Source organism: Mycobacterium mantenii (genome assembly GCF_001667865.1).
Taxonomy (GTDB): domain Bacteria; phylum Actinomycetota; class Actinomycetes; order Mycobacteriales; family Mycobacteriaceae; genus Mycobacterium; species Mycobacterium mantenii_A.
The window spans coordinates 64,889-79,667 of the sequence record NZ_LZJP01000042.1 but is presented as its reverse complement, the minus strand read 5'-3'; the positions used below and the strand labels follow the sequence as shown (position 1 = coordinate 79,667).

The 14,779-nt window shown below is 67.1% G+C and carries 12 protein-coding genes; 4 read left to right on the top strand and 8 right to left on the bottom strand.

What is annotated here, in order from left to right; all coding sequences use genetic code 11:
* Nucleotides 1-60 precede the first annotated feature (60 nt).
* On the bottom strand, nucleotides 61-795 hold the full coding sequence (locus A5688_RS06850; protein WP_207546617.1) for an ATPase: 735 nt from the start codon (nucleotides 793-795) through the stop codon (nucleotides 61-63).
* Here A5688_RS06850 and A5688_RS06845 point away from each other — a divergent pair.
* Nucleotides 772-1,410, top strand: coding sequence for an MBL fold metallo-hydrolase (locus A5688_RS06845; RefSeq protein WP_067829453.1), 639 nt, complete (start codon nucleotides 772-774; stop codon nucleotides 1,408-1,410). The genes A5688_RS06850 and A5688_RS06845 overlap by 24 nt on opposite strands.
* A gap of 24 nt (nucleotides 1,411-1,434) precedes the next feature.
* On the opposite strand, the gene A5688_RS06840 is transcribed toward A5688_RS06845, so the two are convergent.
* Together A5688_RS06840 and A5688_RS06835 are read right to left on the bottom strand one after the other, a co-directional pair.
* Nucleotides 1,435-3,102, bottom strand: coding sequence for an FAD-binding dehydrogenase (locus tag A5688_RS06840; RefSeq protein WP_067829456.1), 1,668 nt, complete (start codon nucleotides 3,100-3,102; stop codon nucleotides 1,435-1,437).
* 48 nt (nucleotides 3,103-3,150) lie between these two features.
* Nucleotides 3,151-3,855, bottom strand: coding sequence for a DUF2334 domain-containing protein (locus tag A5688_RS06835; RefSeq protein WP_067829459.1), 705 nt, complete (start codon nucleotides 3,853-3,855; stop codon nucleotides 3,151-3,153).
* Between the two features lie 156 nt (nucleotides 3,856-4,011).
* On the opposite strand from A5688_RS06835, the gene A5688_RS06830 reads away from it, so the two are divergent.
* Both A5688_RS06830 and A5688_RS06825 read left to right on the top strand, forming a co-directional pair.
* The gene (locus A5688_RS06830; RefSeq protein WP_242660286.1) at nucleotides 4,012-5,631 is read left to right on the top strand and encodes a DHA2 family efflux MFS transporter permease subunit; all 1,620 of its coding nucleotides are present in this window, start codon (nucleotides 4,012-4,014) and stop codon (nucleotides 5,629-5,631) included.
* Nucleotides 5,632-5,774: 143 nt separating this feature from the next.
* Complete coding sequence (locus tag A5688_RS06825) at nucleotides 5,775-7,388, top strand: DHA2 family efflux MFS transporter permease subunit (RefSeq protein ID WP_067829463.1); 1,614 nt, start codon at nucleotides 5,775-5,777, stop codon at nucleotides 7,386-7,388.
* 18 nt (nucleotides 7,389-7,406) lie between these two features.
* On the opposite strand, the gene A5688_RS06820 is transcribed toward A5688_RS06825, so the two are convergent.
* Together A5688_RS06820 and A5688_RS06815 are read right to left on the bottom strand one after the other, a co-directional pair.
* Entirely contained in the window at nucleotides 7,407-9,554 is a 2,148-nt protein-coding gene (locus A5688_RS06820) for a S9 family peptidase (RefSeq protein WP_067829466.1), read from the bottom strand.
* Nucleotides 9,551-10,441 (bottom strand): phosphoribosylaminoimidazolesuccinocarboxamide synthase, encoded by an 891-nt coding sequence (locus A5688_RS06815; protein ID WP_067829471.1) that lies wholly within the window; start codon nucleotides 10,439-10,441, stop codon nucleotides 9,551-9,553. Before A5688_RS06815 ends, A5688_RS06820 begins: the two co-directional genes overlap by 4 nt.
* Nucleotides 10,442-10,493: 52 nt before the next feature.
* On the opposite strand from A5688_RS06815, the gene A5688_RS06810 reads away from it, so the two are divergent.
* On the top strand, nucleotides 10,494-11,132 hold the full coding sequence (locus tag A5688_RS06810; RefSeq protein WP_067829475.1) for a hypothetical protein: 639 nt from the start codon (nucleotides 10,494-10,496) through the stop codon (nucleotides 11,130-11,132).
* Here A5688_RS06810 and A5688_RS06805 read toward each other — a convergent pair.
* The 3 genes from A5688_RS06805 to purB are packed head-to-tail and all read right to left on the bottom strand — an operon-like array spanning nucleotide 11,079 to nucleotide 14,772.
* Nucleotides 11,079-12,101 (bottom strand): tellurite resistance/C4-dicarboxylate transporter family protein, encoded by a 1,023-nt coding sequence (locus tag A5688_RS06805; protein ID WP_067910767.1) that lies wholly within the window; start codon nucleotides 12,099-12,101, stop codon nucleotides 11,079-11,081. The two genes, A5688_RS06810 and A5688_RS06805, sit on opposite strands and share 54 nt — an antisense overlap.
* Nucleotides 12,098-13,357: a cytochrome P450 gene (locus A5688_RS06800; protein WP_067829482.1), complete on the bottom strand. Its 1,260-nt coding sequence runs from the start codon at nucleotides 13,355-13,357 to the stop codon at nucleotides 12,098-12,100. Before A5688_RS06800 ends, A5688_RS06805 begins: the two co-directional genes overlap by 4 nt.
* On the bottom strand, nucleotides 13,354-14,772 hold the full coding sequence (gene purB, locus A5688_RS06795; RefSeq protein ID WP_067829485.1) for an adenylosuccinate lyase: 1,419 nt from the start codon (nucleotides 14,770-14,772) through the stop codon (nucleotides 13,354-13,356). Before purB ends, A5688_RS06800 begins: the two co-directional genes overlap by 4 nt.
* Nucleotides 14,773-14,779 lie beyond the last annotated feature (7 nt).

Below are 14,779 nucleotides of genomic sequence, written 5' to 3'. Positions count from 1 at the left end.
GCGCTCCTCCTCAGTTGGCGGTTTTCGGCGCCAACTCTACCGGCGAACGCCCAGCCAGGGTTACGGACACGAGGCAATATAGGCCTCGCACAGCGGTGCGCTCATGGCGTTGAGCACCGGATCGTCCGCCATCGCCGGCCAGGCCACCTGCGGCGGCGCCGTCGACCACAACGTGACCTCGCTGATCGTGCTGCTGGCCGGGTGGGCGAACAGGTAGGTGTGCATCACCACCGGGCCGCTGATCACGGCGGCCATCCGATTCGCTTCGTCGCTGGTCAGCGACGGTGATTCCTGCGGTGCACGCTGCTGGCAGGCCCGCAACGCGGCGACGGCATTGCCGAACGCGGTGGCCGCGATCGCGCCGCCATGCGCCGTATCGCCGCGCCAGTGCAGGACCTGGGCCTGCAGCTGCCATTGCCCGTCCGGATGCTGAACGGTCGAGCGAGCCGCGACCGCCGAGTCGCGAGGGTCCTGGGGTAGCGCCGGCGCGGCGCACAGCTCCTCGAACCGGAAGCGCGGCCCGGGCGCCGAACCGGTCGTCTGCACGGCCTGGGCGGCGAGCGCGGGCCAGTGATACACCGCGTCCAGCGGCACGGCATGCTGATCGATCCACGCGGTGTTCGGGATGCGGTCACACACCCCCGGGCAAGTCTCCGGCTCCCCGTGCGCAGGAATGACGACGATCAGAGCAACTGCGAAACTGCCGGCGACCAGGAACGTGGCCAGGATCACGCGCATCGGCAGCTTGTCCATCAAGGCACAATCGTAGATATGCAACTGACGCATTTCGGCCATTCGTGCCTACTTGCCGAGTTCGACCACACCCGCGTGCTCTTTGACCCCGGTACCTTCGCGCACGGCTTCGAGGGAATCACCGGCCTAACCGCCATCCTGATCACCCATCAGCATCCCGACCATGTCGACGCCAAACGGCTGCCCGCATTGCTCGAGGGTAACCCGGACGCGGCGCTTTATGCCGACCCACAGACCGCCGCGCAACTGGGCGCGCCCTGCCGCGAGGTCCACGTCGGCGACGAACTGCAGATCGGCGAGCTGACGGTTCGCGCCGTCGGCGGCAAACATGCGGTCATTCACCCGGAAATCCCTGTGATAGAGAATATTTCGTTCTTGGTGGGCGATGCCGACCATCGTGCGCGGTTGATGCATCCCGGCGACGCGCTGTTCGTGCCCGACGAGCCGGTGGACGTGTTGGCCACGCCGGCGGCCGCACCGTGGATGAAGGTGTCCGAAGCCGTCGATTACCTGCGCGCGGTGGCACCGGCGCGTGCCGTTCCTATCCACCAGGGGATCATCGCCCCGGATGCGCGGGGCATCTACTACGGACGGCTCACCGAGATGACCACCACCGACTTCCAGGTGCTGCCCGAAGAAGACGCCGTCACGTTCTAGCCGTCGGGTTCGCCCCGCACCCCGCTAGGTGATGTCGTCGGCGGCGCCGCGGCCGGCGGCGCGGCCGGAGAAGATACAGCCGCCCAAAAACGTGCCCTCCAGGGCGCGGTAGCCGTGCACGCCGCCGCCACCGAACCCGGCGACCTCGCCGGCGGCATACAGACCGGTGAGCGGCGTGCCGTCCGCCTTCAGCACCCGGGAGGCAAGGTCGGTTTCGATGCCGCCCAACGTTTTTCTGGTCAGGATGTGCAACTTGACCGCGATCATCGGTCCCGCCTTCGGATCGGTCAGCCGGTGCGGCGCCACCACCCGGCCGAGCCGGTCGCCCAGATAATTGCGGGCGGCGTGTATCGCGGTGATCTGACCGTCCTTGCTGAACTTGTTGGCGACCTCCCGATCCCGGGCGGTGACCTCGGCCTCCACCGTGGCGTAGTCCAGCTGCTGCACGTCGGGCAGCTTGTTCATCGCGGTCACCAAGTCGCGCAACGAGTTTGCGCTGACGAAGTCCACGCCTCGATCGACGAACGCCTGCACCGGCCCGGGCGGCCCGGAACGCGCCCGGTTGCGCAGCAGCTCGCGAACGCTCTGTCCGGTCAGGTCGGGATTCTGCTCCTGCCCGGAGAGCGCGAACTCCTTCTCAATGATCTTGGCGTTCAACACGAACCACGTGTAGTCGAACCCCGATTTGGTGATGTATTCCAGGGTGCCCAGCGTATCGAAACCGGGATAGAGCGGTACCGGCAAGCGCTTGCCGCCCGCGTCCAGCCACAGCGACGACGGGCCCGGAATGATGCGGATCCCGTGCAGCGGCCAGATCGGGTCGTAGTTGGTGATTCCCTCGGTGTAGTGCCACATCCGGTCGGGGTTGATCACCCGCGCGCCGGCCCGCTGCGAGATGGCGATCATCCTGCCGTCGACATGGGCCGGCACCCCGCTCAGCAGTTGCTCGGGTACGCGACCCATGCGCTTCGGCCAATTCTTGCGCACCAGCTCGTGGTTGGCGCCGATGCCACCGCTCGTCACGATCACCGCGTTGGCACGAAATTCGAACTGCTCCATCTGTTTTCGCGAGGAAGCGACTCCCCGCGGCGTGGCCGAGGGCTCCAGCACCGTGCCCCGGACGCCGGTCACGGCCTCACCCTCGACGATCAGCTCGTCGACCTGATGGCGGTGGGCAAAGCGCACCGTCGAGCGGTCCCGCAGCTGACGGGCGAATATCTCCACCAGCGCGGGCCCGGTGCCCCAGGTGATGTGGAAACGGGGAACCGAATTGCCATGTCCGAGTGCGTCGTACCCGCCGCGCTCGGCCCAGCCCACCAGCGGGAAAAGCTTGAGCCCCCGCGAACGCAGCCAGCTGCGTTTCTCCCCGGCGGCGAAATCGACGTAGGCGTGCGCCCATTGGCGTGGCCAGTAGTCCTCGGGACGGTCGAACGCCGCCGTGCCGAGCCAGTCCTGCAACGCCAGCTCGTGGCTGTCGCGGATGCCCAGCCGGCGCTGCTCGGGGCTGTCGACGAAGAACAGACCACCGAAGGACCAGAAGGCCTGCCCGCCCAGGTTGGCGCTGTTCTCCTGGTCGACGACGAGTACCCGCAGGCCGCGATCCACCAGTTCGCAGGCGGCCACCAGGCCGGCCAGTCCCGCCCCGACGACGATGGCATCAGCGCCGAACCCCGCAACCGAAGAATCGCTCATGTCGGACCAGGGTAGTGCCCGCGACCAGCGGGTCAGGCAGTCGCTTCGTCAGGCGGCGTCGAGCACTGCCTTGGCGCCGTCCCAGCGATACACGGTGGGACTGCAGTCGTGCATCAATGCCAGGTCAACGGCGTCCACCATGGCCTGCAGCGGCCCGGGTTTCCGGAGGTGGCGCGCCGCGACCGCGACCCGCACGACACCGCCGCGACGGGCGATCCGCTCGGCGGACAGCACCACCATCCGGCACCACCACGGCTCGGTGAGGAAGCCTTCGCCGATGCCCAGGACTCGTGCGCGGACGGTGCTGTGCCGCACCAGGTCGGTGATCCCATGTAGATCGGCCAGCAGCCGGAATCCGTTGTCCGGCAACGCTTTGACGACGCCGGGTGACACCACCCAGCCGGGCGCGGCGAACAGCCGGGTACGCAGCCCGAGGTGCTCGAGCACCCGGTCGGCGGCCATCAATCGCAGATTCGCCTCGTGCGCCCGCAGGATCGCGAATTCGCCGCGGCGCTTCTTGGTGGCGGCGTCGTCGTAGCCGTGCAGCACGATGGCGTCACCGCCGGCGCGACGGGTGGTCAGCCAATCGACGGTTTGCGGGTCGTGGTCGAGCCGGTAGTCACCGGACAGGCGGGGAGCCACGAGCAACGACACCGGTACCTCGCGGGCATCCATTTGCGCGCAGAACGCCTCGACGTCGGGCAGGGTGCGTTCCCCAATCCCCGAGACCGAGACGATCAATTTTCCAGACACACCAGCAGTTTGCCGATCCCAAGTGTCGGAACGGTGAAGGACACGCAGACAGCAGGCGTATATGCGTTCGCCCAAGAGGGTTGGTTACTTTCGGCCGCCGCAACGGCAGCGCAGATCACGACCGCCGCGACCGTCAGCGCCCGCGATCTGTTCGATATGCTAAGCAACGCCATGGATGAGGCCTCGTACGCAGCGGCCAAAACGCCGCTGCCCCACGCCCGCCCCGGGCAGCCGGCCGTCGAAGAACGGGAATATCCCGACAAGCTCGACGCCCCGCTGTTGCGGATCTCCGGCGTGTGCATCTTGGCCACGGTGATGGCGATCCTGGATGTCACGGTGGTCAGCGTCGCGCAACGCACCTTCATCGATCAGTTCGCGTCCTCGCAGGCCGTCGTGGCCTGGACGATGACCGGCTACACGCTCGCCCTGGCGACCGTGATCCCGATAACCGGGTGGGCGGCCGACCGGTTCGGCACCAAACGGCTCTTCATGGGTTCGGTGATGGCATTCATGCTGGGCTCGCTGCTGTGTGCGATCGCCTCAAACATCGTGCAGCTCATCGTTTTTCGCGTGGTGCAGGGCATCGGCGGCGGCATGCTGCTGCCGTTGGGATTCATGATCCTGACCCGCGAAGCGGGCCCGAGACGGCTCGGGCGCCTGATGTCGATCCTGAGCATCCCGATGCTGCTCGCCCCGATCGGCGGGCCGATCCTGGGCGGCTGGCTGATCGACACCTCGAGCTGGCGGTGGATCTTTCTGATCAACGTGCCGATCGGGTTTCTCACGATCGCGCTGGCCGCCATCGTGTTCCCCCGCGACCACCCGGCCCGGTCGGAAACCTTCGACGCCGTCGGCGTGCTGCTGCTCTCGCCGGGCCTGGCGACGTTTCTGTTCGCGGTGTCGTCCATCCCGGGCCGCGGCACCGTCGCGGACCGCCACGTGCTGGTACCGGCGGTCATCGGGCTGGCACTGATCGCGGGCTTCGTCGCGCACGCGTGGCATCGTGCCGACCACCCCCTGATCGACCTGCGGCTGTTCCGCAATCCCGTGCTCACCCACGCCAACGTGACAATGCTGGTCTTCGCCGGCGCCTTCTTCGGCGCCGGCCTGCTACTGCCGAGCTATTTCCAGCAGGTGCTGCACCAGACGCCGATGCAGGCGGGCGTGTACATGATCCCCCAGGGACTGGGCGCCATGCTGACCATGCGGCTGACCGGACCGCTGGTCGACAGGCAGGGCCCCGGCAAGATCGTGCTGGTAGGGATCGCGCTGATCACCGCCGGTCTGAGCGCCTTTGCCTTCGGGGTGGCCACCCAGGCCCACTACCTGCCCACGCTGCTGGTCGGGCTGGCGATCATGGGCCTGGGCATGGGCTGCACCATGATGCCGCTGTCGGTCGCGTCGGTGCAGGCGCTGGCGCCCCATCAGATCGCCCGGGGAACGACGCTGATGAGCGTCAGCCACCAGGTTGGTGGCTCGATGGGAACAGCCCTGATGTCGATGATCCTGACCAACCAGTTCAACCGGAGCCCGAACATCGGCGCAGCAAACAAGCTCGCCGCCCTGCATCAGAAGGCGGCGATCGACGGCGTGCCGGTGAACCCGTCCGCCATCCCCCTGCAGTCGCTCGCTCCCGGATATTCGAGCAATCTGGTACACGATCTTTCCCACGCCTACACCGCGGTATTCGTGATCGCCGTCGTGCTGGTGGCGTGCACCGTGATTCCGGCATGGTTTCTGCCGAAAAAGCCGGCAAGCGAAACGGCCGGCGAATAATATAAACCGTCCCAATGGGCGCGCGACCAGCCCGTTTGCCGATTTAGCGTCGGTCCGAGACGCAATCTGCGCAGTACTGAATTACATGCGTGCGAATACTCGAATACGAGTAAAAACCCTTCAGCCGGGGCAATCCTGCGGATATGCTCAGCGGCGCCATGCAGAAGACCCGTTCCGCAGCTCTCACAGTCCCGTTGCCCACCACTCCGGGACCGTCCCTGCGCTCCGACGAGTACCCCGACAAGCTGGACGTCGCGCTGTTCCGGATCGCCGGGGTGTGCGGGCTGGCCTGCATCATGGCGGTGCTGGACAGCACGGTCGTCGCCGTCGCGCAGCGCACCTTCATCGCACAATTCGGGTCCACCCAGGCCATCGTCTCGTGGACGATCGCCGGCTACATGCTCGCGTTCGCGACCGTCATCCCGATTACCGGGTGGGCGGCGGATCGGTTCGGCACCAAACGCCTGTTCATGGGTTCGGTCCTGGTGTTCACGTTGGGATCGTTGCTCTGTGCGATAGCGCCGAACATATTGTTGCTGATCCTGTTTCGGGTAATCCAGGGTATCGGCGGCGGCATGCTGCTGCCGCTCAGTTTTGTCATTTTGACGCGCGAGGCGGGACCGAAGCGGGTCGGCCGCCTGATGGCGGTGGGCGGAATCCCGATTCTCTTCGGCCCCATCGGCGGGCCCATCCTGGGCGGCTGGCTGATCGGCGCCTACGGCTGGGAGTGGATCTTCCTGATCAACCTGCCGATCGGCCTGACGGCCTTCGCGCTGGCGGCGATCATGTTCCCCAAGGATCGCTCGGCCCCCTCGGAGTCCCTCGACATCACCGGTGCGCTGCTGCTGTCGCCCGGCGTGGCGATCTTCTTGTGCGGGGTGTGTTCCATCCCGGGCCGGCACACGATCGCCGACCGTTACGTGCTGGGCCCGGCCCTGGTCGGACTGGCGTTGATCGCCGCATTCATCCTGCATGCCTGGTACCGCACCGACCACCCCCTGATCGACCTGCGACTGTTCCGGAATCCGGTGGTCACCGAGGTCAATGTGACGCTGCTGGTGTTCGGGGCCGCCTCGGTCGGTGTCGGGCTGCTGGTGCCGAGTTTCTTTCAAATCGCCTGCCATGAGACGCCGATGCAGTCCGGCCTGCACATGCTGCCGATCGGGATCGGCGCGGTCCTGACCATGCCCCTCGGCGGGGCCTTTATGGACAAACGCGGGCCCGGCATCATCGTGCTGATCGGGCTGCCGCTCATGACGGTCGGCCTGGGGGTATTCACCTACGGCGTCGCCACGCAGGCCGCTTACTCACCGGTCCTGGTGACGGGGCTCGCGATCGTGGGCCTGGGCATCGGGCTGACCACCACACCGCTGTCCGCGGCGGTCATGCAGGCTCTGGCGCCGCATCAGGTCGCTCGCGGAACGACGCTGCTCAGCGTGAACCAACAGGTGGGCGGGTCCATTGGGGCCGCGCTCCTGGCGGTGATCCTGACCAATCAGTTCAATCGCAACGAGACCCTGATGGCGGCGAACGAGATCGGCGGGGTGCGCCCGGGTGCCGGCAAGCGGGGCCTGCCGGCCGATCCGTCGGCCGTCCCGGGGCACCCGCTGACCCCCGATCTGGCCAGCCACGTGTCTCACCACTTGGCGCACGCCTATACGACGGTGTTCGTGATTGCCGCCGTGCTGGTGGCGTTCACCATCATCCCGGCGTCGTTCCTGCCGAAGAAGCCGCCGAGCCTGCCGTCCGGCGAATAGCCGGACCGCGGCCGTGCGCTAGCTGCCGGCCATCATCGAGGCGCCGCCATAGCGATCCGGCTCGGCGGCGGCCAACAGCCACGCGTATTGGAAGGCGGCTTCCTCCCAACTCTTGTAGCGGCCGCTGACACCGCCGTGCCCCGCGTTCATCTGGGTCTTCAACAGGACCGGGCTGCCGTTCTCGTTGGCGTGGCGCAGCGCCGCAACCCACTTGGCCGGCTCCACGTAGTAGACCCTGGTGTCATTGAGAGACGTCATCGCCAAAATCGCCGGGTACCGCCTGGCCTCGACATTCTCATACGGCGAATAGGACTTCATGTAGGCATAAACATCCTTGTCCGCCAGAGGGTTTCCCCACTCGTCCCACTCGGTGACGGTCAGCGGCAACGAGGGATCCAGGATGGTGGTCAGCGGGTCGACAAACGGCACCTGCGCGAGGATTCCGGCGAACAGGTCCGGCGCCAGGTTGGCCACCGCCCCCATCAGCAAGCCACCGGCGCTGCCCCCCAGTGCCACCAGCTGACGCGGTCGGGTGACCTTCGAGTCCACCAAATGTTTTGCGACGGCGACGAAGTCGGTGAAGGTGTTCTTCTTCTCCAGGAGCTTGCCGTGCTCGTACCACAGTCGGCCCATCTCGCCACCGCCGCGGACGTGGGCGATCGCGAACACCATGCCGCGGTCCAACAGCGACAACCGGGCGATGGAAAAGCTCGGGTCGGTGCACAACTCGTAGGCGCCGTAGCCGTAAAGCAGTGCGGGCGCCGGGAATTCGATATCCGCCCGGTGCACGATGGACACCGGGATCCGGGCGCCGTCGTCGGCGACCGCCCAGTCGCGCCGTTCCACATAGTCGTCGGGCCGGTAATCGCCGAGCACGGGTTGCTCGCGCAGCAACGTGCGTTCCCCGGTGGCGAGGTCGATGTCGTAGACCCGGGCCGGAACGACCAGGGATCCGGACCTGATCCGCAGCTTGGGTGCATCCCAGTTGGGGTTACCGGCCAAGCCGGCCGACATCAGCTCAGACTCGAACGAAAGCTCCTCAGGCTCACCATATGTGGCGTCGGCATTGATAGGCCACAGCTGCAGCCGGGGCAACGCCTCCCGCCGATGGCTGACGACGAGGTGGCCGGCGAATGCGTCCACCGCGTCCAGCCGCACATCGTCGCGGTGCGGGATCAGGGTGCGCTGCTGCGTCGGGTCGCTGACCGGCGCCTCGGCGAGGGTGAAGTTGACCGCGCCATCGTTGTGCAGGATCAGAAACCGGTCCTGCCCGCCGATCACCGCGTGCTCGACCGAGTACTCGACGCCCTCGCGGCGCGGCAGCACCACGGTGAACTGTGCCGCCGGATCGGCGGCGTCGGCGTAGCGATATTCGGAGGTGATCGAGGATCCGGAGGCGATCAAGACGTAGGCCTCGCTGCGCGTGAGCCCCACACCGAGCCAATACTTTTCGTCGGCTTCGTGATAGACGAGCTCGGACTCCGCACCGGAGCCCACCCGATACCGCCACACTTTGTCGGGACGGTGGGCGGCATCCAGGGTCAGGTAGTACACGGTGCGGTTGTCGGCGGCCCAGGTCGCGCCCGCCCCGATATCGGCGATCTCGTCGGGATACAGCTCACCGGTGCGTAAGTCCTTGAATCGCAACGTGTAGCGCTCATCACCGACGGTGTCGACCGAATACGCGAGCAGGTTTCCATCCAGGCTCACGGTTGCCGCGCCCAGGGAGAAGAACTCGTGCCCCTCGGCTTCGGCATTGGAATCGAGCAGAATCTGCTCGCCCGGGATCTCGGTGTTCTCGTCCAGGGCGGGCGGATCCCAGTCGTCGGAGCCGCTTATCGGACAACGGCACTGGACGCGGTATTGCTTGCCCTCGAAGGTGCGTGCGTAGTACCACCACTCGCCCTGCCGGGTCGGTACCGACAGATCCGTCTCCTTGGTGCGCGCCTTGATCTCGTCGAAAATCTGCTGCCGCAGCGGTTCGAGGTGAGCGGTCATCTGATCCACGTAGGCGTTCTCGGCCTCGAGGTAGGCGATGACTTCGGGGTTGGCCTTTTCACGCAGCCACTCGTATGGGTCGATGAAGACGTCGCCGTGATGCTCACGCCGGCTCTCCACCCGCTTGGCGACCGGAGGTACCGACCCGTCCAGGTGCGTTTCGGTCATGCGCTGGGACCGATCCAGTCGCCGAAGCTCAAGCCGGAAATGCGTTCGTAGGCATCGATATAACGGTCACGAGTGGCCTCGATGATGTGTTCCGGCAGCGGCGGCGGGGGTTGCGAGCCGTGCCGGTCCCAGCCGGAGTCGGGACCCGTCAGCCAATTGCGGACGAACTGCTTGTCGAAGCTGTTCTGGACCACACCAACCTGATACTCGTCGGCCGGCCAGTACCGCGACGAATCCGGGGTGAAGATTTCGTCGGCCAGCAGCAGATTGCCGTCGCGGTCGGTGCCGAACTCGAACTTGGTGTCCGCGATGATGATTCCCTTCCGGAGTGCGTGATCGGCGGCCTGTATGTAGATCTGTAACGTGCGGTCGCGCAGCTGGTTGGCGCGTACCCCGCCGACCATCTCGATCACCCGCGCGAACGGGACGTTCTCGTCGTGATCCCCCAGTGCGGCTTTCGTCGCGGGGGTGAACAGCGGCTCGGCGAACCTGCTGGCTTCCACCAATCCCGGCGGCAGCGTGATGCCGCAGACCCGCCCGGTGGCCTGGTAGTCCAGCAATCCCGAGCCGGTCAGGTAGCCGCGCGCCACGCATTCCACCGGAAACATTTCCAGCCGGCGCACCACCAGCGCGCGGCCCCGCACCTCGTCGGGGATGCGTGGGTCGTCCGGCGGGCCGGCCAGGTGGTTGGGCGCGTCGACCAGGCCGAAGAAGAAGACGCTCATCGCGGTGAGGATGCGGCCCTTGTCCGGGATGGTGCTGTCCAGGACGAAGTCGTACGCCGAGATCCGGTCGGTGGCGACCAGCAGCAGGTGCTCGTCGTCGACGCGGTACAGCTCGCGGACCTTGCCGCTGGCCAGGTGCTGATAGTCGGACAGTGCAGGCATCCGGTCAGCCTATCGGGCACCTGCAAACGGGCTTTGTGCTGGGATCGGGGCTATGACACCGCGGTTTCTGCCCTACTCCACCAGGCCCGGCCGGCTGGCCGCCCAGCTGCTCAGCGACTTCGCCGTCGTCGTGTGGACGGTGCTCTGGCTGCTCGTGGGGCTGGCCGTCTACGACGCCATCGCGACCATCGCCGACGCCGGGCGGCAGGTCGCCAGCGGCGCGGACGGGATTGCCGGCAACCTGGCGTCCGCCGGCCACGGCGCGCAGCACATCCCGGTGGTGGGCGACACGGTCAGCGAGCCGCTCAACTCCGCCAGCCAGGCCGCGCTGGACGTCGCGGCCGCGGGCCACAATCTGGACAGCGCGGCAAGCTGGCTCGCGGTGCTGCTCGCGATGGCGGTCGTGGCGCTCCCGATCCTCGTCGCGGTGCTGCCCTGGCTCTTTCTGCGGCTCCGGTTCTTTCGGCGCAAGTTGGCGGTGACCGCGTTGGCGGCAACCCCGGCCGGTGCGCAGTTGCTTGCGCTGCGCGCCCTGACTAACCGCCCGCCGCGGAAACTGATCGCCGTCACCGCGGACCCGGTCGGCGGGTGGCGCCGTGAGGATCCGGCCACCATCGGCGCCCTGGCCGCGCTGGAGCTACGGTCGGCCGGAATCACTCTTCGCGGGTTTGCGCAGCACGGCACGCGCTAAGAGCAACAGCCCGGCCACGACCACAATGAGCCACGCCGCCAACGCATCCCAGAAGAACACCAGCGAAACGGTGAGCAGCTGGTGTCGGCCGAGCTCGACCGCCATGGCGAAGCTGGCCGCCGAGTACATGCCCAGCGGAAACACAAACGCCCACCACACCCCGGCGAATTGCAGCATGTTGGGATGACGCCTGATGCGGTGCAGCACAAAGTAAATCAGCGGCGGTATCCACAAAGTGGCCGTCACCCAGGTCACGATGCTGATCGCGCGCACCGGACCGGCCAGCCAGGAGGGGGCCACGGCGTGGATGGTGTCTCCGGCCAGCGTCGCAATCGCCATGCCGCCCATCAGGATCCACGTGTCGGGTTCGAAGCCGTCGCGGTCCCGGCGTTCGTTGACGACACGCCAGAGGGTCAGCCACGTCATCAGGCCATAGATGCACAGCGCCGCCACCCACCCGGCCACGGCGACCGCCAGCCACCAGTGATGGCCGGTCTGCCGGGCCGCCCGGGCGATCACGATCGCCAAACCGGAGGTGCCCACGCTGGCCAGCTGCCAGGGGCCGTGGGCGCGGTCGCGAAGCTCTGTCCACCGGTGCGCCAGCATGTTTCGCGCGCTGAACAGGATCAGCACCAGCCAGGCTGCCAGGGCGACCACGCCGAGCACCCGCGCCATCCACACCTTGGACGACAGGCGAGTGTCGATCACCGCGCAGGCGGCGACGAAGGTGATCAGGCGCAGGGTGATGTCGGGATCGGTCAGATCCCAACGCAACTGCTGGCCGGGTATGGCGGCCTTCGCGACGACCAGGACAACCAGAAACAACAGCCCGACCGTGGCGATGGCACCCATCGTGTCACTGATCAAGCGGTACCCGTGATCGTGCGCGCCGATCGACAAGATTCCCGTCGCCATCACCGCGGCGAACGCGTCGGGTGAGGGCTCGACATCGGCGAACCGGATCGTCACGGGCGTTCGTGTAGCTCCACGACGAGGTGCCGAATGCCGGTGTGCCGATTGCTGCGGGCCCATTCGACCGGACGGACGACCCGGACCCCGCCGAACCGAGACAGCAGCTCTTCGAACAGCACCCGCAGCTCGAGGCGGGCCAGATTGGCGCCCAGGCAATAATGCACACCCTGGCCGAATCCCAGATGCGGATTGGGCTTTCGGGCGATATCGAATTCGTCGGCGTTCTCGAACACGCCGTCGTCGCGATTCGCCGAGCCTTCCCAGATCTGGATCTTCTGCCCGGCCTCGATCGATTGGCCGCCCAGCGTGACGTCGCGGGTGGCGGTGCGGCGCTTGGAGGGCGACGGCGACGTCCACCTCACCATCTCCTCGACGGCAGTGGGCAATGCGTCGAGATCGCCACGCAGTGAACGCAATTGGTGCGGATGGTCGGCCAGCGCCAGCAGGCCGCCCGCGACGGCGTTGCGGGTGGTCTCAGCGCCGGCGCTGAACAACAGGCTGAAGAACAGGTACAGCTCGAGGTCGGACAGCGCGGACCCGTCGGCGTCGTCCAGCATGGCATTTGCCACGATCGACAACATGTCATCGGTCGGGTATTCGCGCTTGGACGCGATCAGCTGCTGGCCGTACTCGTACATCCGCGACCCGGCCGCCGCGTCTCTTTCCGAGACCGACAACTGCGATAGCGAGGCCTTGCGCGAACCACCGAAATCGAACTGCGGCTCGATGGCCTCGAACAACCAATGACGTTCGGATTCAGGGACTCCCAGCAGGATGCAGATCATCTGCATCGGCAGCTCGGCGGCGATGTCTACCAGGAAGTCGAACGGCTCGCCCGGCACCACCGCGTCCAGCAGCCGGCGCGCCCTGGTCCGCAGGTCGTCCTCGACCAGCCGGATCATCCGCGGCGTCAGCCCGGAGCTGACCAGCCGCCGGATCTGCGAATGCCGCGGATCGTCCATCATGTTGAGCACCTGGCCGGCGATCGCCAGGTCCTGCAGCAGGGTGCCGCCATATGGCCGCGAGCCCCCGGTGACCGATGAATACGTCACCGGATCCTTGAGCACCTCAAGCGTTTCCGCGTACGTGGCGACCGACCAGAAGCCCTCGCCGTCGGGGGTGTTGTCGGTCGGTGCGTGCCAGTACACCGGCGCCTCCCGCCGATGGATGGCGAACAGGTCGTGGGGAAACCCATTGGCGAAGTTGTCCAGATCGGTGAAGTCGATCTCGGCGAGCGCGCCGGCCAGCGTCACAGGATCGCACCCGGGGCGTATTTGGCCGCGTCCGGGTAGCGGCTCACCAAGGCGTCCACCTGGGCCGCCACCTCGTCCACCTGGTCACCGGCCGCGCCGGTGAACGCCTTCTTGTCGGCCAGCGCGGCGTCCAGCGCCGCCCGGTCCAGCGGCAGTCGCTCGTCGGCGGCCAACCGGTCCAGCAGGTCGGGTTCGGCCCCGCGTTCGCGCATCGCCAGCGCGGTTGCCACCGCATGCTCGCGGATCACGTGATGCGCGGCCTCGCGGCCCATGCCGGCGCGCACCGCGGCGATCAACACCTTGGTGGTGGCCAAAAACGGCAGATAGCGGTCCAGCTCGCGACCGATCACCGCCGGATAGGCGCCGAACTCGTCGAGCACCGTCAGGAACGTCTCGATCTGCCCGTCGATGGCAAAGAAGCTGTCCGGCAAGGCAACCCGGCGCACCACCGAGCAGAACACGTCGCCCTCGTTCCATTGCGCACCGGCCAGTTCGGCGGCCATCGAGGCGTACCCGCGCAGCACCACCTGCAGCCCGTTGACCCGTTCGCAACTGCGGGTGTTCATTTTGTGCGGCATCGCCGACGAGCCGACCTGCCCTTCGGCGAAGCCCTCGGTGACGAGCTCGTGCCCGGCCATCAGCCGGATGGTGTGCGCCATCGATGACGGTCCGGCGCCCAATTGCACCAGCGCCGAGAGCACGTCGTGGTCCAGCGAACGGGGATACACCTGCCCGACGCTGGTCAAAACCGTTGCAAATTCCAGGAATTCGGCGGCACGCCGCTCGAGTTCGGCCAGCTTCGCCGCGTCGCCATCCAGCAGGTCGAGCATGTCCTGCGAGGTGCCCATCGGCCCCTTTATGCCGCGCAGTGGGTATCGGTCGATCAGCTCCCGCAACCGGGTCAGGGCGATCAGCGTCTCCTGCGCCGCCGAGGCGAACCTCTTGCCCAACGTGGTGGCCTGCGCGGCGACGTTGTGGCTGCGGCCGGCCATCACCAGGTCCCGATAGGCCACGGCCCGCTCGGCGAGCCGCGCCGAAACCGCCACGCCGTGCGCGAAGACCAGTTCCAGCGAACGCCGGATCTGCAGTTGCTCCACGTTCTCGGTCAGGTCGCGACTGGTCATGCCCTTGTGCACGTGCTCGTGACCGGCCAGCGCGTTGAATTCCTCGATGCGCGCCTTGACGTCGTGGCGCAGCACCCGTTCGCGATCCGCGATCGACGCCAGGTCGACGTCCTCGATCACCCGCTCGTAGTCGGCGATCGCCTCGGACGGCACCGGAACGCCCAGTTCCGCCTGCGCGCGCAGCACCGCCAGCCACAGCCGGCGCTCGGCGACGACCTTGGCCTCCGGCGACCAGATCGCGACCATCTCGGCGCTGGCGTACCGGGCGGCCAGTACATTCGGAATGCTCACTTGGTCC